The 26,428-nt window shown below is 43.7% G+C and carries 12 protein-coding genes; all 12 read right to left on the bottom strand.

Annotated features, from left to right (window positions below):
• Positions 1 to 41 precede the first annotated feature (41 nt).
• Positions 42 to 1,958 (bottom strand): SurA N-terminal domain-containing protein, encoded by a 1,917-nt coding sequence (locus H524_RS0101925; RefSeq protein ID WP_027939016.1) that lies wholly within the window; start codon positions 1,956 to 1,958, stop codon positions 42 to 44.
• 744 nt (positions 1,959 to 2,702) lie between these two features.
• Positions 2,703 to 2,981, bottom strand: coding sequence for an HU family DNA-binding protein (locus H524_RS0101920; protein WP_027939015.1), 279 nt, complete (start codon positions 2,979 to 2,981; stop codon positions 2,703 to 2,705).
• Between the two features lie 1,114 nt (positions 2,982 to 4,095).
• Complete coding sequence (locus tag H524_RS0101915; protein ID WP_027939014.1) at positions 4,096 to 4,410, bottom strand: branched-chain amino acid transport AzlD family protein; 315 nt, start codon at positions 4,408 to 4,410, stop codon at positions 4,096 to 4,098.
• Complete coding sequence (locus H524_RS13715) at positions 4,410 to 5,300, bottom strand: AzlC family ABC transporter permease (protein WP_052338842.1); 891 nt, start codon at positions 5,298 to 5,300, stop codon at positions 4,410 to 4,412. Before H524_RS13715 ends, H524_RS0101915 begins: the two co-directional genes overlap by 1 nt.
• A gap of 909 nt (positions 5,301 to 6,209) precedes the next feature.
• Positions 6,210 to 7,076, bottom strand: a complete 867-nt coding sequence (locus H524_RS0101900; RefSeq protein WP_027939013.1) for a riboflavin biosynthesis intermediates N-glycosidase — start codon at positions 7,074 to 7,076, stop codon at positions 6,210 to 6,212.
• On the bottom strand, positions 7,060 to 8,091 hold the full coding sequence (locus H524_RS0101895; RefSeq protein WP_027939012.1) for a hypothetical protein: 1,032 nt from the start codon (positions 8,089 to 8,091) through the stop codon (positions 7,060 to 7,062). Before H524_RS0101895 ends, H524_RS0101900 begins: the two co-directional genes overlap by 17 nt.
• Before the next feature lie 634 nt (positions 8,092 to 8,725).
• Complete coding sequence (asnB, locus tag H524_RS0101890; RefSeq protein ID WP_027939011.1) at positions 8,726 to 10,420, bottom strand: asparagine synthase B; 1,695 nt, start codon at positions 10,418 to 10,420, stop codon at positions 8,726 to 8,728.
• Positions 10,421 to 11,857: 1,437 nt separating this feature from the next.
• Positions 11,858 to 12,163 carry a hypothetical protein gene (locus H524_RS0101885; RefSeq protein WP_027939010.1) on the bottom strand — a complete coding sequence of 102 codons (306 nt, stop codon included), beginning with the start codon at positions 12,161 to 12,163 and terminating at the stop codon, positions 11,858 to 11,860.
• A 734-nt stretch (positions 12,164 to 12,897) separates the two neighbouring features.
• Positions 12,898 to 15,219: an AraC family transcriptional regulator gene (locus H524_RS0101880; RefSeq protein ID WP_027939009.1), complete on the bottom strand. Its 2,322-nt coding sequence runs from the start codon at positions 15,217 to 15,219 to the stop codon at positions 12,898 to 12,900.
• A 907-nt stretch (positions 15,220 to 16,126) separates the two neighbouring features.
• Positions 16,127 to 17,824, bottom strand: coding sequence for a methyl-accepting chemotaxis protein (locus tag H524_RS0101870; RefSeq protein WP_027939008.1), 1,698 nt, complete (start codon positions 17,822 to 17,824; stop codon positions 16,127 to 16,129).
• 1,391 nt (positions 17,825 to 19,215) lie between these two features.
• Positions 19,216 to 20,829 carry a methyl-accepting chemotaxis protein gene (locus tag H524_RS13710; RefSeq protein ID WP_044121260.1) on the bottom strand — a complete coding sequence of 538 codons (1,614 nt, stop codon included), beginning with the start codon at positions 20,827 to 20,829 and terminating at the stop codon, positions 19,216 to 19,218.
• Between the two features lie 4,297 nt (positions 20,830 to 25,126).
• The gene (locus tag H524_RS0101855) at positions 25,127 to 25,390 is read right to left on the bottom strand and encodes a hypothetical protein (RefSeq protein ID WP_044121258.1); all 264 of its coding nucleotides are present in this window, start codon (positions 25,388 to 25,390) and stop codon (positions 25,127 to 25,129) included.
• Positions 25,391 to 26,428: the final 1,038 nt, after the last annotated feature.

Genomic DNA, 26,428 nt, shown 5'->3' with positions numbered 1-26,428 from the left:
GGTGGCAGAGCCTAGAACGCGATTGCGTTGGGAATGGGGTGTTATTCGAGGTCGTTCTGGCGAGTTACCAGGTCGATAGCCTCTTGGTTGTACTCAATCTTGTTGAGGGTACGTGCCTGACGGTACAGGGCGTCCTGAGTGGTCTGATTGAGGTACTGAGCTAAGGATGGGTACACAGCGTTCTCGAAGGTTGGTACATCAGCCTCAACAGCTGGTACAACCTTGTTTAAGACAGCTAAGGTCTGAACGTTATTGTTCTTATCGATAACATGAGCAGACTTTGTATCCTGTGGCAGAGCAAAGATTGCCTGAGCAAACTCTTGGCTGGTATTGGTGTTAGCACCGCTAACCTCAACATCCTTTTGCACCTTGACGTAATCAGGGAGCTGAGCATTAGCATCTGCAGCAACCTTAGTTGCAACATCAGTTAAGGTCTTTAAAGCTTCCTCATTGATACGATCGGTGCGCAGCATAGCGCTAGCGTCTTTAGCCACATCGTCAAATGGACGTAAAGAGGCATCGTGGTGCTCAGTTACGTTGATAACGATCGAGTTGTTGTCATCTAAGGCAATAACGTTTGAGTTGATGCCAGAGTTGTACACTTCCTCATTGAAAGCTAAATCCTGCAGCTCCTTGGTATTGAATGGCCACTTAGCCTCAGTATCACCTTGAGCAACTACATCAGAGGTCATAACCTTCATGCCAAGCTTCTCAGCAGTGATGTCTAATGAGTCTGGGTTTTCAAAAGACATATCGGACATGGTGGTTACACGCTCGTTGTAAAGCTCACGAGCTTGTGCGTCGATATAGGCAGCCTGAACCTTGTCCTTAACCTCAGCTAAAGCTGGAGTGTGTTCTGGCTTGATAGAGGTTAAGCTAATGAAATGGGTACCGTAGTCATCGGTAATAGCAGCACTTACATCACCCTCAGACTCAAGAGCAAATAAAGCAGCATATAAGTCAGCGGCTAACTGATTACGGGTCACAAAGCCCATATCACCGCCCTTATCCTTAGTTGACTGATCATCAGAGTACTGAGCAACTAACTTTTCAAATGGAGTGCCGTTCTTTAAGCCTTCCTCAACTGCAGCAATACGCTTGTCAGCATCCTTAGAGCCAGCACGGATGAGTAAGTGAGCAGCTTGTCTTTGCTCCTCAAGACGGTAGTCTTCAGAGTACATGTTGTAGAACTCTTCTACCTTCTCATCGGTCACTTCTACTTGCTTACGCAGATCGTCCATGGATAAGAGTAAGTAGTTAAAGCGTACGTTTGCAGGAGCCATGAACTTGTCATGGTTAGCATCGTAGAAAGCCTTGATCTCATCGTCGCTGATCTTCAGGTTACGATTGATGTATGCCTCATCAACGGTGTAGAGGTTAACTACGCGAGTCTGCAAAATAGTCTTTGCAATGGTGTTAAGCTCATATGGAAGAGGCTGTGAAGATGCGGACATCAGAGGACGAGATACGCTCTCAGACATGATGGAGATACGTAACTGCTCGCCAAAGTAGTCTGGAGACATGCCCATGTTGCGAATAGAGGCAAGGTAGAGATCGTTGTCGAACTTACCATCCTTCTGGAAAGCAGGGGTGTTACGGATAACGTCACGTACCTGCTCGTCGCCGATACGGATATCCATATCCCATACGCTGCTGTTAAAAGCAACATTGTTAATCATGCGCTCAAGAACTTGCTTCTTAAGCTCAACAACATACTGTTGATTCTCAAGCATGGCAGAGCCGTTTGGTAAACGGTGCAGCTGCTGAGCCTGCTGATTGTACTGATTGTTCCAATCGTTAGAAGTGATCTTGTAATCACCGATGGTGACAGGATCAGTGTTCAAACGTGGAATTAAATAGCCGCCCACGCCAGTGAGCACAAATGAAATCACGATGAGTGCGAGCAGGAGCTTAAAGCCCTTGGAGTTGGCACCATCGCGCAGCTTGTCCGATAACATCCGAAATTCCCCGCAAATTCAGTCTTTGCATTCAACAAAAGCTGCAGCAAGATCACAAGAGTGCTTATCTTGTAATGTGCTGCTGCCTGCTAGACAAAGTTAAAGCCTAGGCTAAGCCTAGCTTTGCATTGTGTCTAAAGGTAGTAATGATACTCATTACAACTTAGCACTAAGATAGGATCACCCCATCAGAGATACTAAGAAAACTTTTGCATGTGCAAGTAATTTGCTCAAAAGTAAATGACTGTGTCGAAATGCATATTGCTCAAATCTTAGCTGCACACGACAGCAAGTCGGGATTTTAGCACAGGCAAGCGCTTATATGCCATTGTCTAATCACTCAAGATCTTTTGAATACGGCTTAGTTGGTATGTTTGCAATGCACTTTGCACAAAATAGGCAGGATATAGTGTCTCTTAGAGTTTGAAGATATGGGGAGGTACGTCTTCTTTTGGCCGCTAGGTTGGCTGGAGCGCTTGTGGTAGGTTAATGAGGACTGCTTGATTAGATCGTCTCTGCGATCTTTGAATTATGTCTTGGGTTGGGCACAAATACAAACGCCTACTAGCGCTGAGGGCACAAGCAGGCGTTATGGCACAAGTGGTTGTAAAGAACTGGATTTAAGAATCTAGCACAGCTAGAAGTTCTAAGATGCCACTCATATGAGTGCAGCCTGGTGCTGTTACAACCAAAATGCGCCAGGCGGGGCAGATAACATCTTGTCTAGCAAGATGTTAGGTGTTCCTACTTGCCGTTTACAGCATCCTTGAATGGCTTACCAGCGGTAAATACTGGAGCCTTAGAAGCTGGGATCTGAACCGGTTTGCCGTCACGTGGGTTACGTGCAGTACGAGCAGGACGATCACGAACGTAGAACTTGCCAAAGCCGATTAAAGCAACTTCGCCGCCGTCGGCTAACTCATCTTTAACAGCATCTAAGAATCCCTTTAAAGCAAGCTGGGAATGCTTGAGGCTGAGGCCAGTCTTCTTGGAAATACTTTCAACTAACTCACTCTTATTCACTTTAAAACTCCAATGTCAAAGGTTGGTGATTGAGTCTCCGGATAACTAAGAAGAAACCTAAACGATGGTAGCCCTTATAAGCCGGAAAGCAGCTGCTCTATGACTCTAGTGATAAATGAGCTGTTACATCTCACCTTAGGCTCTAATTGATGATGAGTGACGGCCAAGTATCTTAATGTAACGCTCTGACAATTCTATCTGCCAACATCTAGCTGGTGATTTAGAAGCTGTCCATCTGAGCTGTAAGCAGTTATGCGGTTTTTGCACTCATTCCGATAATTACTTGTTTAAGCACTCTCAAGTGGTTAGCAAGTAGCAAAGTTTTATCTGCTAGTTCCACCTTAATAATGCTTGTGATGATAGCTCAAGCTATGAAGCTGTCTCATCAGGTTTAAGTGCATGCCGCATCAGTAGCTCACACAGTCAAGTGCATATGTTCTGTGCTTGCTCATAATGTTCATGATGGTCTCAAGATTAAGCATGTTTGAAAAGAGAACAAACACGTGCTAGAAAATCTAGCTGACCCTAAGCCATATCGGACCTGAGTTGCGATAGCTTTGTTGAATCATTATGCCTACTTTCATTAAAAAGAAAGCACCACGTGCTGAAAAAGTAGATCTAGAACTCAATTTGTAGCTCTTTTGACTGCAAATCGAGCACTAGAGCACCCAAAAAACTCACGCAAGGCCCCGATCCGACGCACTTTGCGCACGTTTTTGCACAAGTTTTAAATGCCAAGAGAATTTTTACATTTCATGAGCTAGGCAAAACACTGAGGCTGGTCTTTAAAACAGCATAAACATCAGCTTTTAGATGCTATATAAATTCTACGTATCCACGCAAAGCTAGGCGTAGCAACAGTCTTCATGAACACAATACTAACATTGTTGCGTAATATGACTGTTAAGCACTGATTAAGAAAAAGGTTCTCGCCACTTGAGTTTTACGTGCAAGAAACTGAGATCTGACAGTAGATATGAAAAAGGGAGCATGATCTCCCTTAACACTTGAAATGCATCTTTAGACTATCGCCACAGGCTGCTATGGTCTGCTCATGTATTGAGCTTGGATTTTTTTGTTGGTGCTAGCTGCAGCGATAGTCAGATGATATTGATTAGAAGAAGTTTTGCATAATGCCCATCATGGCTACGCTCGCTACGATGGTGATGCCTAAGTTGAACTTAAAGGCAATCACGATAGTGGCAAGCAGGGCAATTTGCATTTTGATGTCATCGGTCATAAAGGCAGGTGCTGCCACCGCGATCATCACAATAGCAGGACTATTTTCAAGTACAGCCTTAAAGCGCTCAGACATAGTGTGCTTTCTAAGCCATAAGAAGCCTACAACACGAGTAAAGTAGGTAGTTATAGCCATTGCCATGATGGTTATAAACTCGTAGATATTTGGTAAGGCCAATAGCTGTTCCATTATTGAGCCTCCTTGTCATCTAAGCCATTTACTTGCTTGGCGTCATGAGCGCTAGCTGCAGTGTCAGTTGATTGTGCATTGCTTGTAGCATCTCTGGCCTTATCATTTGCTGTGTCGTCAGTGGCTTGATCCTTTGCTGTGTTGCTTGTAAGGTCAACCTCTTTGAGATCACCTTGGGTGGCGATTAAGCCTGCTTTTTCTTGGTAGACACGGATAATGTAGGCACCAATAAGACCTGCAAGAACACCAGCACCAACACAGTAGCTAGAGTTGCCGTATTTTGCGGTTAAGGCAGAGGCAGCAAAGCTCATCGCAATTGGGATGTAGTTGATCTTCTTCTTAGGACGCATGGCAATAGCAAGCGCTATGAAGGTTGCAGGCAGAGCAATGCTAAAGCCGAGCTTGTTGAGATCACCAATGCTGCTACCAATGGCCGCTCCGAGAAAACAGCTAAACCACCAGCAAATCCACAGTGCTAGACCTACGCCTAAGTAGAAGTGAAAGGCAAAGGGCTTTGCCTCAAGATTGCGTCTTTGAATATCCTGCATGGATAAAGCCCAGGTCTCATCGCACATTAAAAAGTAGATGAGCGCAATTCTAAAGCCACCTTCATGACGCACGTATGGAGCTAAGGCAGTGCCTAAGACAATATGACGGCTATTGATGAGGAAAGTAGAGATCACAATCATTAAGATTGGAGGCACCGCAGACCATAAGGCCAATGCCGCAAACTCACTACCACCTGCTAAGTTAATACCGGTCATAAGCAAGGTGGTAATTGGAGCTTGACCAACGTGAGCAGCCTGAGCGCCTAAGATCACGCCTAAAGGAAAGATACCTAAAAGTACGGGCAAAGCGGTCAAAACACCGCGCCTCATTTCTGAGAACATATGCAGCCTTATGGTTTGATGAAAACAAGCATGCTATCCATGCATAGTAGCTATGAACAAGTGCAAAAGATGCCACCACACTTAGACTCATACACTTAAGCTAGTATCTAGCTAAGTGCTATGAGCTAAACAGCAGTGTGTGAGCTTGCAAGCTTGGCAAAAAAAATCTTGTGATGGGCAATTTCAAGTATCACTAAAAGATCAGGGTTAAATAAGCCCATCATATTAGGACGCTAATCATACTATCTATTGAGCAACACTCAATTAAGATGAGATGCTATTGTGCACAATGAGCTAAACATGGGCAGCAATTGCGGCTATTGCGCCATTTGTAGGCAGCAATATATCCTCAAAGCCATAAATAAGCTTAAATACGAGCACTGCACGGCTTAAATCGCCACAGCCACAGCCAAGGCAATGGCAGTAGCTGTATAAAGACCATAAGTAATAGCGTCAGCAATGCAAAAGCATGTGCTTTCAACGAAGTTAGCAACAAGCCAATAACAGCTCTGCTATCTTGCTTATGCTGCAGCTCAGTTATGCCCTTTTGTAAGTGGTAAAGGGGCCAGGTATGTCTTGATGAGAGCTTTAGTTGCACATAAGCGAAGCAACGCTTGTCAACATTGAGCCTTGTAATCCATGCTTGTGCTGCATACAAAATGGCGCTCGCATGCAGTTATTGAACTATTTTTGGTACAGGCGTTTTGCTTTTAGCTGTAGTGGTGTTTATGACAGACGTATGACCCTTTGAAGCGCACTGTAGCTTTGGGGATAGCAAGTTATTGTTGCTGTAGAAAAGGATAAGTCACCGCGACTGCTTGGCAGCAATTGTGGTAACGTAAAGCCGCTTGCCGATAACTCTGTCACTGACATGCGTTGGTCTTGTAGCGCAGCGGCTTCACGATTGAGCTAATCTTCGACGGTGCTGAAGTCGCAAAGCTTTTCATTTTGGGTGACACGGCGTAGCTCGTCGCGTACTTCCATGAGCGCAAAGCCAAGTAGGTTTTGTCCTCGCCAGAGCATTGGGTTTTGGGACTCTGTGCAGTTCTCTGCAAGGCCAATACCCCAGATAATGTCGTACGGGCTAGCCTCTACTAGGATTATATCGCCTGTTGAAAGGAGAAAGTCTTTGAGCTCAATGTTTTGGTTAAATTTGTGCCAGTTGCCAAGCAGCACAATGGTGTACTTGAACTTGTTCCAAACTTCCTCATCAAAGCCACGCACCTTACGGCCAAAGTCTTTGATTTGCTTAGGATTATCGCAAGCGAGAATTTGCTTTAAGATTTCATCATCGCCAAAGAGCCTAGCTTTGCTCGCCATCATACACTGCTCAGCATAAAGGAAAGTATGTGATCTGGCACGGAAGTCTTGCTTCCACCACTGGCTGAAGCAGCTTTTGGTAATCTTGCCGTTTTTGGAGGGCTGATTACCCCAGAAGTGGCACATTTCTTTAGTATTGCCTTGCGCAAACTCTTGCTGCAGCCACTTAAGGTTGTACTTTGGCTTTCCTTGTGGTTGCCATGTATTCACAAAGAAACCACCATGCTCAAGTCCATCGTCGCTGAGCTCTTTATCCCACCATCCTTTCCAAGTTAAAGGTTCAGGAAAGAGGGTACGGTATTCAGACTGTTCTTCATCTGAAAGTGAGTCAAACCATTCGAGAAATTGGTCTAAGTAATACTCGCCATAGCCCATACGCCAGCCAATCGAGCAACATTCTATTTGTCGGTAGGCCAGCCAAGGTGGCGGCATTAAGGTCTTATTCTGCAGTGACATATGAATTGTGATTCCCTGTAAGAGCTTTTTCTAAAGTCTTGTCAAAGAGCTCTTGCTCACTTGCTTTGATATCGTTCTTGAGCTCTCTGAAGGTGTAGTAGTCATCTTTTAACTTGATAGACTTAGCAAGCTCATGGTCGTAAGTGCATAAGAGTTCAATTGCTTCTTTGAGGTTGGCTACACTGATCTCAGAGACATAGGTTAGCTTGTCCTCAAAGCTTGCTTGCAAGAGGAGCATCATGGCAGCACATAAGGTTACAGAGTAGTTATCACGCTGCTTATAGTGCTTGGTGATGTGCTCTAAAGCCTGGTGCTCAGCATAGTCAGGCAAGAAGAAGTTGCCATCAGTAAAGCTAAAGTCAAAAGCACGCTCACTAGGACGTAAGAAGCGTACATTAAGCTCGCTTGCATACTCATCCCACTTAGAGTCCATTGGAACTTGCAACAGGAGTTTCCAACCAGGCGCAATGGCCTTGATAGCAAATTCCTCACAGTACTCATTTACAAAGACTGCAAACTTAGACAAGAGTAAGGAGGCCTTTTCAAAGTCAGAGCCGCTCAAATAGCCACGTAAGATCTGATAGCGTGGTAAAAACTTCTCTTCAATCTGACCATAGAAATCAAAGCTATCATCAGCTGCATGCTTGAGTAGCTTGATAGACAGATTAGTGCCCAATGATGCAAGTAGTTGCTGCAGAGCATTGAGGTCTAAAGAATAGCGAGTCTCTACCTTAGGCACAGACTCTTCAGTAACAACTTTCGGTGCAATGGTGATCTCATGGGCCACAAAGACACCATACTCACACAAAACATCAAAACATTGAGCAACATCCTTAAGCTCTAAGCCTAAGTTAACCGCAAGCTTGTAGTGATGATGCTTTGGACAGTAGCTTGGCTCACGACTCTTAGTTAGCCAAAACAAGAGCACTGACATGACTGCAGAGGCATTTACATCAATGCGATTGAGGCAGTTTAACTGCGGGTAATACGGAACACGTATAAGACCAAACCTCATAAAAAACCTCAAGCAATCAAAATCAAGAAAATAAAAGAAACGCCATCTCACCACGCAAGCTGCTGCAGCCTCAGCACATCCCACCATCACAATATGGTCAATACAGCTAAGGCCAAGACATAGCTGATGCATGAGCATGCAGAAATAATCCTTAGCTCAAATGCTAATCAGAGAATGAGCGCGGTCAGCTGATCTCTTGTAGCCGTGGCAATAAATTATGGCGTGGATTGTAGCAACAAGCAGCAAGAAACAAAAGTTATCTCACTATCTAAGTACGTATTGGCCACAGAACGCCAACGATTTGGCCTTGCTTGTAAGAAATGCAACCGTTGGCCAAAGACTAAATGAACAAAACGCCATAAGTCGGGATAGCTAATGATCTTAAGATTCTAAAACCGAAGTTGCATCAAGGACAGAACGGCTAAAGAAATCTAAGTCAGAAGATTTAGGGAGTGCCAAAGTAAAAGTAGCAAAGGCCTGCTAACTCAGTGAAGTGAGCTGAAATGGAGTGGCGTGCGGTGGGTATGATGGGATTTTTTGTGATTTGATGTGATTTGGTGGGGCTGTTGAGATAAAAAAAGCCGCAGATCGAAAGCTGCGGCTTTTTTTAGGAGGAATAGTTATGAAAACTAAATTAGAGCTTGTGGCCCATCTCGTAAGCTGAATCGTGAACGTCAGTTACAGCACGACCTGATGGGTCAGCCATGTTCTTGAACTTCTCATCCCATGCAATAGCAGTTGGGGTGGAGCAAGCAACTGACTTGCCGTATGGAACGGTCAGAACAGCTGATGGGAGCTTGAAGATGTCTTCAAAGATAGAGCGGTAGTAGTAAGCTTCCTTAGTAACTGGAGTGTTAACTGGGAAGCGGCTCTCACGCTCAGCAAACATCTTGTCGGTAACTTCCTTCTCAGCGTGGTCACGCAGAGCATCGATCCAAGAGTAGCCTACGCCATCAGAGAACTGCTCCTTCTGACGCCACAGTACCTCATCAGGTAACATACCTTCAAAGGCCTCACGCAGAATCTTCTTCTCGATGGTCTTGCCTGGGCACATCTTATCCTCTGGGTTTAAACGCATGGCTACGTCTAAGAACTTCTTATCGAGGAATGGAACACGACCCTCAACACCCCAAGCCATTAAGGACTTGTTAGCACGCAGGCAGTCGTATAAGTGCAGCTGATCGAGCTTACGTACTAATTCCTCATGGAACTCCTTAGCATTTGGAGCCTTGTGGAAGTAGAGGTAGCCACCGAAGATCTCATCAGAGCCTTCGCCAGAGAGAACCATCTTGATGCCCATAGCTTTGATGTAACGAGCCATGAGGTACATTGGGGTAGAAGCACGAATGGTGGTTACGTCGTAAGTTTCGATCTTACGGATAACATCAGGCAGTGCATCAATACCTTCTTGAATGGTGTAGTGAATCTCGTGGTGAACGGTACCTAAGTAGTCAGCAACAACACGTGCCTTCTTTAAGTCTGGAGCACCCTCAAGGCCGATAGCAAAGGAGTGCAGGCGTGGGTACCATGCCTCAGTCTTGCCGCCATCTTCAACACGACGCTCGGAGAAGAGCTTAGCGATAGCAGAGATAACTGATGAATCAAGACCACCAGAGAGTAATACGCCGTAAGGAACGTCGCACATTAACTGACGCTTAACAGAATCCATTAAGGCTTCCTTAAGCTCAGATATGTTGGACTTGTTATTCTTTACGTTGTCGTATTCCATCCAGTCACGCTTGTAGTAACGGTGGAACTCGAGATCCTGCTTGGAGTAGAGGTAGTGGCCTGGTGGGAACTCCTTTACAGTGTCACAAACAGGGGTTAAAGCCTTCATCTCAGAGGCAACGTAGAAACGGCCTTCCTTGTCAGAACCGATATACATAGGAACGATACCCATGTGGTCACGGCCTAAGAACCAGCTGTCATCAGTCTCGTCGTAAATAACGAAAGCAAAGTCACCAACTAAGCGGTCTAAGAAAACTTCACCGGTCTTCTTGAACTCTTGGTACAGTGGCAGGAGAACCTCACAGTCAGAACCGGTCTTGAAATTGTAAGGATCTTTAAGCTCGGACTTTAACTGTACGTGATTGTAGATTTCGCCATTAGCAGCTAAAACCTGGGTCTTGTCGTCATTGTACAGCGGCTGAGCACCATTGCCTGGATCAACAATGGATAAACGCTCGTGTACGACGATAGCGTGATCGCTCTGGTAGATACCTTCCCAATCTGGACCACGGTGCAACTGCAGGCGTGAGAGGCCCAAAGCTTGGGTACGAAGAGACTTTGAGTTCTCTTTAATATCGAAAATGCCGAAAATTGAACACATGAGATCTTACATTCCAAGTAAATGTGAGAATCAACAAAAGGCTGCACACCGCATCAGGCGCTTAAAACAAGTGGTTTTAAACAGAGCTTTATGTAGAATTCACTTTCTACAAGCTCGTGCAAGCACTTAAGAGTTCTCTTATCTGAAACCATGCTGCATCCATGCAGCACGTCAGCTACATGGGGCCTCGCAAGTTGTATATGGGATAACACCATTACTTGCTGTACTTATTAGCAATGCTTATAGCTAAAGTAAGCTATGGCTACTAATAAAACTTGAGGCCTCTATCAAAGGACGCAATAGCTCCTTAGATAGATTAGAAACTTAACAACATTCTAACGAAGTGGTGTGTAAAGCGCAATTTCAGGGCAAAACCGTACTGCACTAAAATGAGTCATTTACTAAATGATAAGCAATTTCATCACCTAAAAATAGCAACACTCATCCCCAATATGTCGGTAATAAGCGCTTATATAAGCCATTATCTTCAAAGCATAATAAAGCTAAGGCCAATAAGTCACTCCATAGTTGCAAAGCAATCAAGCCTCCAATAAAGCCAAAAAGCGGTGATCTTTTAGTGCCATTTTGGTTCAAATACCCACGATCTTTTCCGCCATACAGCCCTGTTCGCCTAAAAATAGTGCACTTCAGCTGATAAAAGACTGTGATCCACAATCAAATATCATCTATGAGCATCAGCATATTTACAGTTTTCCAAGAAGTTGTGACAACGCCCTAGCCACAATATGTCTATAAAGCCATATCAGCTCCACAATTTCTGCCACCACACTTCAGCCATGAGCCTAAGAAGCACATAACCACGCTAATAGCCATGAGTACAACGCTGTGCATAAGTGCACAGCCCTTCACCGCACAGCCCATCGCTACACAAGCCATCCACGGTGGCGTGCACCCAAACGCGCTATACAGCAACACTTGCCAAGCCATACTTAAAAGCATACCAAGTCTAAAAGCCAGGCATGTTGCAGTTGGGTAGCAAACTAAGAAAACAGGGCAATGGCTAAAACAGCTCTGGAACAGCACACAGCACATTTCCATGCAAAAGCAGCTAAGCAAATGAGCAAATTAGAAGGGAGTAATTGAAAGCCTACAAGTCTGACAGTCTACAATCCTGAAATCCTGAAAGCCGGACTGGCTGATAGCCACAACAGCACACGGTAAGAGCTAGTGCGGCTAATTAAGAAAGACGATAAGAACTTATAAACTGAGCTTTGTAAGATGCAGCTGGCTACTCGGAGGATAAAGACAGCTATGCTATGTAGCAAGGTGAAGCAAGGTAGGATAGGTCTGTGGCGGGGATTATCCGCAGCTTGCTAAGAAGCTGCAGATATGAGTGGGCTAACGACGTCATCTGCTTATGGTGGCAGATACAGTACTTGGGATTAGTTAGCCTGCAAAGAGCAATTAACAGGAGGATTAGTACTTGCCAATGGAACGGAGGTACTCGACGAGCTTTTGGGTGTTAGACTCAAGCTCATCAACGAGTTTGACGCCCTTTGGCCAGTTCTCCTCATCATACTCTTGCATGGTATCGAGCATGTCGTGCAGATCGCCTAAAGAGTTGTCTACTTCCATGATCATCTGCTTGATGGTCTTGCAACGAATATCTAATACCTTAGGATCAACATCAGCATCTTTATCGGCTGCTGCAATCATCTTAGCTAAGGTCTCGTTGAGAGTAGCAATCTTCTCTAAAATCTGTTCGTGGTTGCCAGTGTACATAAGTAGTAACTCCAACTGCAATAGGCAGCTCATGCTGCAAAACTGCTGCATATTCTACAGTCATGCGCCTCAACATGCCATATCTAAGCGCATGATGCCACCGCAAACCACATCTATCACTCTTTAGCCCCATGAATTGTAGCAAGAGTTTACTCTGCATTAGAGCATGAAGGGGAGCAGCTCAAAGTGCTAGCGGCTATCCCTTTGTGCAGAGCAAGCAGTGAGACGTGGCTAAAGGCAAGAAGCGCTTTAGCAGCTCATTATGGTAATTGTTGATTGCAGTGTTTTCGGCTGTTATATTTTTGCTTGCATTTGACTGCTTGCAAGGCGCTAATCGTGGTTGCGTTGGTTTGAAAAGACTATTGGTCTACTGCTGTGATCTTGCTGTTAATTGCTCTTTGAATTGGGATGACTGATTAACTAGTGCCTCGCACAAGGTACGTATTAGGTTCGAGTATAAAGCTGCGCAAGACGTGATGCCTCTGTGGCTGATGATATTGGCATTGTTGTGAAGGTTGAATTTTGCTAGATGAACTGCGGACATTTGGGCAGGTCATATTTGCATACTCTTTTCTTTGTCTTTTGTGGGTGGAGATTTGAGAAGAGAATGCCGGATGTAAATGCTAGTTGCTTTATGCGGCGTGGGTCGTGGTGAGGCGATGACTGAGGAATTGCTGTGGTGGCCATAGCCTATGAGCTATGGCCTTGGGATGAGGTCTTTGTTTTTCTGAGGATCAGCTCTTGAGGTGATCTGGGCTTGGTCGAGTCTCATTGACCTTGGTGACCGGAGCGGTACGATCTTGCACGCCCTCATGGAGCTTGTTAGCTTGAGGGATGGTACTTGGGTTTTGACCAAAGTAGGCTTTAAAGGTACGTGAGAAGTGGGAGTAGTTATTAAAGCCTGCTTCTACTGCAGCGCAGTATGGATCAGTACCAACTGAGATGAGGTAACGAGCACGAGTTAAGCGCTTTTTAACGATGAACTGATGCAGCGACAGACCTGTAAGCTCCTTAAAGCGTCTAGTTAGATAGAACTTGGAGAGGTTAAAGCGCTGCGCAAGCTCATCAAGACTTAAGTTTTCGTTAATATGCAGATTAATGTGCTGGAGCAGGGCGGATAACTTGAGACGCTCAGAGAGTTTAATGTCTAAGTTCATCTCATCGTAATCTAAATCAACGTCATTAGCAGAAGCTACAGGTGAGCTCTGAACATTAGCTTGCTTGTTAAGAGCACTCTGATGCTCACGAATAGGAGCAGGGGTGGCACCTTCAGCCTGCATGAGGAGAGTATGGAACTTACCATCTTGTTGCAGACCAACAGCTGCTGCACTGTCCTTATTTCTTTTAAGGCGACCTACGAGTGCTTGAGAGGTGGTAACACTGTCTGCACTTAAGATGGCGTTTGGAGTACGTGAGTGTGAGTAGCGCACGCTATTGGCAATAGGACCAAACTGAGTGCTGTCGTAGTTAATACCTTGTACGTAACTATCGCAGCTCATCACGGATCTATCCACTAAATGACCATCCTGTGTACGATTTAATGAGTCTACATGTGGATGGGCTTGATGTAGTGGATCTTCATTAGCATGAGCGGTTAATAAGTCATCATGCGCATGAGAGTTTAACTGACCATGGTGAGGAGCATGAGATACTGTGTCTACATAGACATCTTGATACTCAGTGCCATCGTTAGGAATGCCGCCTTCATTGAGTACGTAATTGTCATCACTCTCAGGGTCTACATCAAAGATAGAGATATCTTCTGCAGGTGGATTGTGAACATTAGTACCAAGGCTTGAGGCAAAAGAAACTAAACTCAAGGTAGCAGCTACACCAGCGTTTAAGAATTTATCTTCATCGTAATTGAAGTTGAGAGCCTCTAAAGCTGAGTGGAGATTATCTGTAGAGCGATAGCCAAAACCATATGGTGTAGAAGAGCCACGGCGTCCTGTTGAAGCAATATTGCTTGGCAGGGCAGCACGGTGCTTCTCAATCATCTCTTGAGGCAGTGAGGCAAGGTTTGGTGACAGATCCTGATGACCTGAAACGCTTAGATAGGCGCTATCAGCAGTATGCGCACCACCATTTGGTACATGAGCTGCAGCAGCTTGACGCGCAGCATCAGCTCTTTGTCTTTCAGGTGAATTGAGCTCATAAGTGCCCATGCTGTTATACGAGGCCATGCCCTCAGTTACTGATGACGCTTGCGCTGTATCAATATGCTCACCCTTAGCCTCAGCATGACCTGTGATTCCAGAGTTGGCGATCTCAACAGCTGAAACTACTTCATGAGACTGACCAGGGGCACTATGAAACTCAGGATGAGTGATCAGTGGTGACTGCGCTGCAGGAGTGATATAGCCGTCAGGAGCATATTGCTCTAGAAGCTCAGATGAACCAAGTGCATGCGGCTGATTGTATACAGCAGCAAAGGCCTTAGAGGTGATATCAATGGCAGACTCGGAGTGATTCATGGAGGTAGCTGAAATGGTTGGAATCTCCTCACCAGCCTGCATGCGATGCACAATCTGATTGAGCTTAGTTAAGATAATGGCAAAGTAAGACTCTGAGAGAACCTCATCAGATGGAGTTTTTGACCAGAAGCTTAAGAATAGACGTGAAAGGTCGTGATTAAGCTCAGAGAAAGAGGCATCGTCTAAATGGAGAATATTGTTGTTATCGGAGTTAAGCTGTAAGAAGCAGTACTGCGGATCAAGCTTAGGAAAACGCTTAGCAAGTCTTTGCATGTACTTTGGATGAATCCACAGCGCGTAACGCTCATAACCTTGAGAATGGTTAATAAGACCACGGTGGAATTGCAGCTCATCAATTAAGATGACATCGCCACGAGAGAGGTGATACGGACGACCTTCGACCTCGTAGTAGAAGTCACCTTCTACGATAAAGATAATTTCGTAGAATGCATGATGGTGAGGGCAAATTTCAACATCTTCGCTTGGATTAGCATCCATGTGCTTATAGCACTCAAAGCGATTGTTCTGCATGAGCTCACGATAACGGCGACTCGTAAATGCCGCTTTATTAGCTTTACGCATCTTTTGGCCTCAAAATCATGTATCGACAACAATGACTCTACATACGCACTGACCACATCATCTAAAGCACCTTTATCGTGCCCTCGCATTTTAATGACATAGCCTAGTAGAGTGTCATCGTATGTTAGCATGTCTCAACGCCTATTCATAACAAAAATACACGGGTACCTCATTTAACTTCACACATCACAGACATCCATCATACGCGGTCATTTACACGCATCAATCCCAAATATAAGCCCATACACGCCACATAGCTACCAAACAGCTGCAAAACACCCAAAACCCAGCAGATATCTAAACCTTTGCGATAAACAAGCCTCTTACAAGTCCATTAACAAAGATCAAGGGCTAGATAACAACCATAGTCCAATTTAGTCATAAAAATGCAATAGTTTACGGCCGGTGACTGCAAAAACTTGCAAGCTAAGGTTTTGCGACCAAAGCATTAGCCCAAGTTTCACAAATGGCAACTGCGATGACTTAGCAATGCTACGCACACACCTCAAGCACAATCGACCCAGAGCAACCATGATTTTGCTGCACAAAGCACTCGACCACTTATGGGCTATATAAATAGGCTTCTAAATTTCTAGGCAGAGGTAGTGGCTCGCTAAAGTGAGTCGCTAATTGAGCTCATCCGTTAGTGGCGGTATCAACCATGACAAGGTGCAGCAAGATGGCTTGCAAATGGCCATGCAATGGAGAACTCAGTGAAATGACAAGATCCAGGTGGAAAGGGTCCGAGCAAGGAGGTGATAATGGCAGGATCCTGGTGGAAGGGATACGAACGAGGAGGTGCTTATGGCGGTTTACAAATGGGAAGATCCGCAGTGGGTATACAAATGACAAGGCCCAGAAGGATGGTGTCCAACTGGGCCTTGAAATATGATGGGAAGCAGTCTAGTTAGATGGCTAAAGGTTGCTCTTCCTTGTAGTCAGGCTTTTGTGCCTGATTATCGACCTTGGCTACGACAGGATCTGGCTCAACCTTGAAGAATGAGAGGTTGTTAATGAGAGTCTGGCAGCGAGAGGCGTTTTCAACAGAAGCGCTACGAGATACTTGAGCAAGCTCGTTAACTTGCTTGGTGCACTCAGTAATGCGCTGCATGTTGGTAGAGATCTGTGCAGAGGAGGTAGATTGCTCTTCAGCTGAAGTTGCGATCACACCAATCTGATCGTTTACGCCACTTACTAATTCCATAACCTGTCCTAAGGTGGACTTAAGCTCAACGGACTCAGTAGTAACAAAAGACATACTCTCAAGGTTAGACTGCATAGCAGTGGTTGCAGCAGCAGAATCTGCCTGAATGCGATCCACCATGCCTCTAATCTCCTGAGTAGATGCTGTGGTACGGGTTGCAAGAGCACGCACCTCATCAGCTACCACGGCAAAGCCACGGCCAGCCTCACCAGCACGAGCAGCCTCAATAGCCGCATTAAGAGCCAGTAAGTTAGTCTGAGAGGCAATCTCGTCAATGGTGCCTACGATGGAGCTAATCTTTTCTACCTCATCGGCTAACTCACGAATAGCTTCTGCATTCTTCTCCATGAGCTCGTATTGCTCAGTAACAGAAGTTGCAGTGGTATTAACATTCTCCATACCAGTCTCAGTGAACTTGTGAGACTCTTGAGAAGACTTAGCTGCGGTGGTGCAGTTCTCAGCGATGTTAGCGTTAGTTGCAGCCATCTGTTCAGCTGCAGCGGCAACAGATACACACTCAGTCTGAGCAGTTTCTGCAGCATCACAAATGGTATTAGAGTTTTGCTCAATCTCATTCATGGAGCCGTTAATAGCGCTTGCTAAGGTTGTTACCTCAATCATGGAGCTACGCAGTTTAGTAATCATGATCTGCATAGACTCAGTAAGCTGACCAAACTCATCTTCAGTCTGTGGCTTCACATTAATAGAGAAGTCACCCTTAGCAAGGGAGGTAAGAGCATTGAGCTGAATTGTCACATTGCGCTGAATATAAGTAGAAATATCCATGGAGATCGCAAAGGAGAACACCAGCTGGAAGAATGTCAAAATGATGATGAATACAGTTGGATTGTGGTTAGTTAAAATCACTGAAGCTTCATCAATTTGTTGGAAGCGTGACTTAACAGCCTTACCGTACTCAACACCCATGCCCTCAAGCAGTGGCATAGCATCATGAATATAGTTGTGCAGAGCATCCGCGTGCTTGCCAGCATCAAATAGTGGGAAAACACTCTGTTTAATAAACTCAATATACTTAATACCATTGCCCTTTACGGTGTGCATATAAACACCAGTATCAGGATCATTGACGTTGAGCTTATCAACACCCTCAGCAATTTCGTTTAAAGAGGACTCGAGGGTCTTACGAAGCTCAGTATTAGTGTATTCAGAGTCAAGATAGGTAAAGAGCTGAGCATTAAATACTTCAGTCTTTTCCATGGTGTTGACTAATACAGTAAAGTTACCAGTAAGTTTACGATTAAGGTCTACTGCAGCGTTAACTGTCTCTACACGTTGAGTAACGGAGATAACAGATACAGCAAATGACATGATGAGCACAATGGCAAAACATATCAGCAGCTTCGTCTTAATTGGATAAGGGGCTTCGTATATAAAATTCATGATTTTTTCCTAGTTCCAGGTGACTAAGATAACTAGCTATCGTTTTAGAGTCGTTAGACTCTAAAAAGTGCCATAAGGCTAGTCTACATGGCATCCATAGTACTCATGAGTACTAATCTCTATCATATTAACAGAAAGACTATGCTGTATGTGAAAAAAAGCACACAGCGCCTTACTACTTTTTGACGTGTAATACATAAAACATAGTGTGTATAGCCTACAAAACCATAACATTAGCTTAATTAGAACTGACTATGGTTTCAAATCCTACATCAAGCATACATGCGCTTTATCTAAAACTTAAGAGTTCTAAACGTAAAATTACATGTGCACTTGTATACTTGTAACCATGCTACATGATAATCATTTTTACCTTGCAAAAAAGACAACATAATCACTCATATAGACTGATCCATATTTACACTCAGAGCATTTTGCGCACCACTATCATACGTGCATAGCCCAAAGTGTAGTCCAACCAGAGCATACCGCGCCTAGTCAAAATCTATAGCAAGCTGCCCATAATGCACAGAGCAGTGCACTTTATCGCTGTGCATTAGTGCATCATAGATCACCACTCTCGAATGAAGTAAAAATTAACATGGTCTGCGCAATTAAAGCCCTGTCAGGCCTAGAGTAATACATCAATGCTAAGTACGCTAAGCACAGTACTGCATTGCAGATGAATGTCTTATAGAAGCTTAACACCATCTCTCGTTATCAGCCTTTAAAGTAGAACAGGGCATAGTAATGTCCAGGCAATTTAGAAGACAGTCGCAACAGGAAGAAATACGCAATATAGATGTATGCGATCATATCTGCGTCCATGCCGGATCACTGCAGAATGCGCCTACTACTGTTCAGGCAACTTATCCATCTTTAACCGCTGTTGGAGCAATTAACAGACTGCATAAATCGTCTACTGAGGCGGTGCACAACGTGAATCGGCGTCGATCGTTGACTGCAACAAATCTGATGAGACGACTGGTAAGGATCAGATCCACGTCATGCAACCTAAGGTAATGGGTTGGGCATAACGTTGGGTTTAGGCTGTGAACTTGCGATCTCAATGATTATGGCAAGGCTATTTGGGACTTGCCGTGGATCGTGAGGACAGGGCGTAGGCTGAAGGCTTGGAGGCTGTTTGGTCGTTTTAATCTGTGATCTTTAAAGAATGGCGATCAGTTGCGGATGTGTCTTATTAATGCAGGTAGTTCTGCAAAATGTTAGTGAAGTGCAGGATGTGGTTTCTCTGGTAAAAGGAGCGGCAGTTGCTGCAGTTGCTGCGGCGGGTGCGTGGTTTTGGCAGAAAAAAGCCCATCGACTGTTAGGAAGATGGGCTTGAGATAAGGTGCATGTTAGAACATGCAAGTGTGAATAGAAATTTTCTTTTAGATCTTGAAGAACTTGAGATCGTCGAGCAGGTTCTCTAAACGCTCAGCAGTGGTTACAGAGAGCTGACGTGCGTCTAAAGCAATCTGATTTACGCTGTTAGAGGTATGGGTGATTTCCTGCATATTGTTGGAGATCTCGGTGCTTGCAGAAGACTGCTGCTCAGCTGCAGTAGCAATCTGAGTGATCTGAGAGTTTACTTCCTGAGCGTAGTTTAAGATGCTCTCAAGAGTCTCTCGAACATGAGTAGAATCAGATGCCAGAGTAGACATGCTCTCGAGGTTAGACTGCATATCTTCGGTAGCGTGAGTGGTCTGAGCCTGAATACGGTCAACCATGCCACGAATCTCAGTGGTAGATGCAGTGGTACGAGTTGCTAAAGCACGAACTTCGTCAGCAACCACAGCAAATCCACGACCTGCTGAACCGGCACGAGCTGCCTCAATAGCGGCGTTAAGAGCCAGTAAGTTGGTCTGAGCTGCGATCTCGTCAATGGTGCCAACAATAGAGCCAATGGTCTGAGCCTGGTCTACCAAGGTCTTCATAGCTGCGGCGTTCTGCTTCATCTGCTCGTACTGAGACATGATGGAGTTCATAGCAGAGTTAACTAACTCCATACCCTCGTTGGTGAGGTTAGAAGAGTCTTCAGCGGACTTAGCAGCGTCAGAGCAGTTCTTAGCAATGTTCTGAGTAGTAGCAACCATCTCGTCAGCCGCAGCTGCAACAGTAACAGCTTGGCTCTGAGCAGAATTCATCTGCTCACAAATGTTGGTTGAGCTGCTCTCAACCTGGGTCATAGACTGGTTGATCTCGTTAGAAAGACCGATAACATCCTTAAGGGTTTCACGCAGTTTCTCGGTCATGTTACGCATGGTGTCGTTGAGAACACCAAACTCGTCATTGCTTGACTGCTCAAAGCGGATGGTGAAGTCACCGCTTTCAAGAGCCTGCAGATTAGCAACCTGCTTGGAAATTGCCTTCTGAATATTGCCAGAGATGAATACAGCAATAGACAGGGAGATGATGATCTGAATGATAGTTAAGATGATAACAACAGTCAGGGTCTTGGTCTGAATAAGTTCATCAGAAGAACTTACGATGTCATTAACGCGACGCTGAACTAGGGTCTCAACATCAGCAGAAATAATATCAGCAGCTGGAGCAATCTTGTTTAAGTAAAGCTCTAAAGCCTCAAAAGGACGGTTATTGCGAATGAGGTTAGTAATGTCCTTTTCGTAGATGTCTGCAATTATACGAGCATGGTTCTTAATGTTCTCGACAAGAGGTCTAGTCTCATTGGTTGCGCCAACTAATGCACCAACAGACTGATTCATATCGCGAATGCAGTTACTAACAGCACGCTGATTAGCATCATTCTGCATGTTTGGAGTGAGGTAGGCGATTAAGGCAGAGTTAGTATTACTGATATCAGCCTGCGCTTTATTAATACGGGCAAAGGATGCTACAACTTCAGTTTGCAGATGGCCCGCAGTCTTAATGCCAGAGTACAGATTACTAATGGCAATAGCAGAAATGGTACATGATAAAACCAGTACTAAGGTGAAGCACGCTAAGAGCTTACCCTTAATAGAGTCCAGTTTAAATAAGTTCATATGTGTCTACCCTGACCACTCACAAGAATAAAAAAGCAAAAGAGGCCCATCACTCTTATGAATGCATTATGCTCGTCTGATTATGGTAGTGCTGCTTATGCCTGAGAATACAAAAAACTATTGCATACTCATTAGCGGCAAAAACATTGGCCACCGATAGTTGTTGACTATAAAAGGCTCGCCAGAACACAGAATAAACTGTATATCTGAAGAACCTAAACTCCATTTGTAAGCATGTGAAAGCACGAAGGCAACTTTAGGTTTATAAACCTGAACATCAAAGTTTAAAATTACTTTGTACGTTGATATTGTTGCAGTGCCGCCCTCGTAGAAATAGCAAGCTAGTTAAAGATAAATCTAACTCCTTGCTCTCTATCCAGCCACAACAATGAAAGAAGGGTCTGGAACAAGTCTTTGGATATCAGCTTAGTAGCATTTGCTCCATTGAACCTGCGTGAGGACAAAAATCTTTAGCCTAATACTGTTCAACCATACAGATAGGCATGATTTGACAATGATAGAGCATTATCTCTTGCAAATTCAACACTTAAAACGAAATTGTATTAAAACAATACAGTGAAGTTTACAGTGCTAAACTAAAGCTGAGATGCATCTCTCATTGTATTGAGCTTTAATGAGAAAGTTGTGACGTATCTCACGCGTCAAGTATGCCACTGCTTATGCAGACAATCAAGAAAAGCGTGCGGATATTTTGACTAGCAAAAAGTGAAACTAGTTACAGCATCACAGGAGAAAAGCTCAAAACAATTCTACCAAAAGATCACTACATTTATACTGAAAACAACTATCATTTTTATCGTTTTTGAACCTAAAACGGCGAGTCTGGCGTATGTACGCCTTTCAAGCCTACTAACTTACATACAAGTTACGCAAACTTACCTCAGCAAAAGTGCCATATCGATTGAATATAAGCCATCAAACTTTAAAAACTGACTGTTATTTCATTCATTGTTATGCAAATCTTGCAAACTACCTCAATTACCAGCACCATTTGGCCGTACAAAAAGCAATCAACTGCTAAAAAGCAATTAACTGCCGCCAAGCAGTACAAGTGATTTCAGGAACTATGTATAGATTCATTAATTCTGGCCAAGCCGCAGTGCAACTAGCAAGGTGCCGTGCTGTCCATACAAATACTCCTCATCAAGATTGATATATATAGGCAGCATTATTCATATGGCCATCGATACACGAGCATATACACTCGTGCAGCTGCACATATTGCTATGACTCCCAAGTGACTTGTCGATAAAGTCATTAACTGCAGGTGATGGCTGTGCCATAGCTATGGGCGTCACATGATTCCAGTATATATAGAGGGGCAGATCAGTGAGTCGATTAGGTAAGCTTAGAATCAGTAGCTAACGTAGTACCAAATACTATCTTTCATGTAGGCAAAAGAGCTTATGGTCTTAGTAAACAAATTAGTGAGCTTTACGTACGAGCCGAGGTATCTCATGAATCTTAACCTCTTGCTTATAGCCATGGCTGGTGACAGGGAGCCAGGCCAATTAAGAAGCCGCTGCTTTAATAGCTTGAAGGTGACCCAAATTTTCAAACAGTCATCACGAGCACATGCTTTCAGTTAACGAGGAAGGACATATAAAGGTAGTAGTGAGCAGCAGGTCTGTTTTGTTTTGTTATGTTGGCTAAACTAGCCATGACTATTTGGTCGATACTGTAGTGTTAGTACTAAGCACTAGTTCATTCAATTGCCCAGTAGAGATAGGCTGCTAACTGTTGTTCGCAATGCTAAAGGCGATCAATATAGTGGGCTACGTCCGGTAATGTTGCCTTTTTAGCATGGTGCTAGATGAAAATTGTAGACACAATGAGAGTATGTGATGATTAATCTGTTGTGATGGTGTCTTGGTAAAAGCAAGCAGGGGAAAAATCACGAGGGTGTGAATGACGCTTCACTAAGACAATTCCATGCTGATTATCTGTGGCCGTGGTTAGTTCCAATAGCAAAAGACAATATAAATATATAAGCCATTAGCTTAGGACTAATGTCTTTAAAGTGTCATAAGTGAAGCGCTAAGAAATCTATTTCTACTAGAGAAGAAAATTTTGCATTCAAAGTGAATGCTGACACCTGCAATCCCGGAGGATTGCAAGTGTCTACGAATATCCATATGTTTGTTTTTGATTAACTTATGCCAAAGCATGTGAAAGAAGACATAAGTGAGTCTGAGCGTACGACTAAATCTTCGCCGTCGTCAGACTATGCTTTCCAAGCATAATTAGGCACCAAACACAGGAATTTGTAAGAGCTTTCGCTACTTTCAAATACAGTCGGTCAACTTTTTAGTTGATCAGGCACCCAATCCTCGGTTTGTTTGATTGTTACATTTAACTTAGTTCAACTTAACAAGTATGCTCACCTTGCTAAGCTAAACTTTGTTAGATTGACCACGTACCTTAGAAAACTAAGGAGTTAGTCAGCAATCAAGCAACTAAGACTCTGTGTAAGCACAAAGACTGTCACTCTTGGAACTCCCTTTGCCTTTTTAGAAAATACTAAAGGTGGTTTACTAGTATGTAAGATAACACCCGTTAAAGAGTGCCTTCCATACATCGTCAACCACAGCAAAGTTTTCTTACGAAATGAAGAGGTGTTCCTGTGTAAGTACTATTGTAGCCAAGCGCTAAATTTATTCAATCAGATTTACACAAAGTATAAAATTCTATGTGTTTAAATTTAAATACTTTGTGCGCAAGTTGGTTGCCGTACAATCGTGATCCCATAAATATGCGGATCTTGTAAACAGCATTTTTTACATATCTAGGTGATAAACATTATCGTTTAATATTGTTTTAACAGAATGCACAAAACATGTGCAAATTTTATGTTAATGCTGGACGCTTCAATTCTGCTTAATAGAGCGTAAAAGCCTATTTCTATCACACTAATCTAGAGATAAAGTTTAGAAAGAGTAGTTTTTGGTCAAATAAAAGACTTGCACTAACAAGGTGAGACTCTGATCACATTCAAACTTAGGTTTTTTATATAAAACCTCTATAAAGGCGATTTATATCTGTGATTCATGTTTTTATCACTTAGTCAATCAATTTCTCGATAAAAATAGATCTACAATACATTTTTATTGACACTACACACATTGCTATCTGTAGCTAAGATCTATTAACACAAAGTTTTCTACCCACTTACATCCCCAGTTCATGGCCATGACTGAGTGTGAAACGTTACAACTCGATCACTGACAACACAAGCTTGAATGGCTTTACAATCTCAATTAACACCACTTGCAGCCATCAATTTATACATTCATTTAAGCTTGCTATGTTTCAGTTCGCAGACTATTTACCTAAGCACCTGAAAGCACCATAAGCCAATGCTTAAAACCGATATTGACCGCAGCGCAAACAGGCATTCAGCCTCAACACTGTAGTTTGGCAATCACCAACTCTACAGCAGTATCCATTTAGTAATTTCAGCTAGCCAATATGATGGCCTCAGCCTACAGCCAAATAACCATGGAGTAGCGGCATCCATAGCATTGCGCTCCACTGCTTCGTTTTGCCATTGGCATGGGTATTGGGCTGCTACCTCATGTAGATAAAGCTAATGAGCCTCTTGTCTTGCCTTACTTAGTTTAGAAATTCACATGGCTGTTAGCAGTAGTGCTATATGAGAGCAGCAATTGTAGCAAGTCGACGATTGAAACAAGGTAGGCTTGGTGGCTTACAGGCTAGGTATGACTGCATCATGGCCAATTGTCGATAGGCTCAGTCTATGAAAGAAGCAATGTGACCATCTGTAGCAATCAAGATCGTTGCACTAGAGCTTAGAAGCATATACTTGAGCATAAGTATTGAAGTGCCTATGCCTGGCATGCCGATGCTCTGTAATTACTGATATCTGCTATCTATGGCTTAGCATCCCACTGCATCATGTTCTACTTCCTCTAATTACTAAGTAACTTGAGGTGCGTGATGGCCAGTGAAGGATGAGGAGTGTAGGTTATTTTTCAAAAAGCTTTGGTCGGTGCTGTTGAGAGTGAGTGGCATGGCATTAGGTATTGGATACTGCATCAGCCTAACTCGTGTACTTCTTATAGCTTATGCATGTACTTTAGTCTTTGCTGAGCCATGCTAAGTCATACCGTTAATGCAGCGCTGTGTGGATAAGACCCTGATGAGCAGGCGGGGTTACTGGCTAAATGCAGGTTTAGAGGGTATCGAGGATAGGGTGTAAGCCCCAGAGCAATTAACAATCTATATATGGGCTTGGTAATGATGTTGGATTGCAGTGTTATTTGCTTGATCTACTTGCTCTAAAAGATCTTGGGAAGCGGTTCACTAGTTGGCTGTAGAACTCAATACTGCAGTGATTTGTAACGTAGTCAGGGTTTTTTGAATCGATCTCTAAGATCTGTGGGGGACCAATTTCTCCCTGGTACTCAGTGTAATCAACTAAATAGAAGTAGTGGCCATCGATCTTGCCGATGTATTTGATGATTACATCGTCAGGGGATACTTGCTGCAGCTTTTCGCGGTATTCCTGAATCTTTCCCATGTACATGCATCCTTCTAAATGAACATGACCTTTCTCGATTGTAGCAAATTACATTGCTCAAAAGTACTGTGTTCAGGAGAGCCCGATTTCACATTCAAATGTGGGGCAGGTATAAGTGTTCTGTATGGCAGCATTTTTAAAGTGCAGCTCACACTAAGCAGCTGGTGAAGCACTCTGCTGCTATTTTATTTAGAGCAGCATATGTGTTGCTGATGAGTCATAAGCTAGTGTTCTGAATTTCACTAGTGTCTATCTACTCTATCGAGTTGATGCATGCTAGAAGTAGTGCTGAATGACAGTTCAACATATACGCTATGGATGGGAGGCTTTGGAGTCTATCCTTGTTGTGGTCTGCTGCATAAATTAGTAAACAAGGGACATAGCTACACTGTCTGTTAGAAAGTGGCAGCGATGTATAAGCAATATATTGGCGTGCCTAGATACACTAAGAAAAGCCTAAGAATGATAGGTTATGCTGTCTATGTACATGGGCAGAGAAGAGGGTTATTTGCCGCGCTCCAGGTGAGTGTGAAATGAGGTTCTCGCCTATGAAAAGCGGAATTAGGCTTAAGCAGTGACCATTCTTTGTGTGGATTACACCTCAGATGGAGCAATTATCAGAGATAGTGCGTTTTGCTCCGTTTACGTGAAAAGTTGACCTAGTTGCTTTGCTAAAGTGGGTGGTTCTGACAGCTAGGGTTTGTAAAGGCAATTTTAGTGGGTATAACGGTCTGATTTAGGACTATTAAGAATGCGACAAATTAGCTGTTTCTTGATGCGTTAGCACAAAGTATATGTCGATTTCTATAGTGTAGAATCCATTTTGACAAAGTATATTACACATAATGTTTAGCAACATTTTCCTAGATACTATTTATATGGGAGATAGAGGCTATGGTTCGTGTGTACCTTAGTAATGTGATATAGATCACACTATATTAAATTTCCCTTGTTTGGTTAGCGCTGCTGATGCAAATTGATAAACCGTATCAATTTTTGTCATCCAATCAGATGTCTGTAACTAGGAAATAGAACTCA

This window comes from Anaerobiospirillum succiniciproducens DSM 6400, assembly GCF_000482845.1.
Lineage (GTDB): Bacteria > Pseudomonadota > Gammaproteobacteria > Enterobacterales > Succinivibrionaceae > Anaerobiospirillum > Anaerobiospirillum succiniciproducens.
Note: the sequence above shows the minus strand (reverse complement) of the source record. Positions and strands in the feature narration are given on the sequence as shown.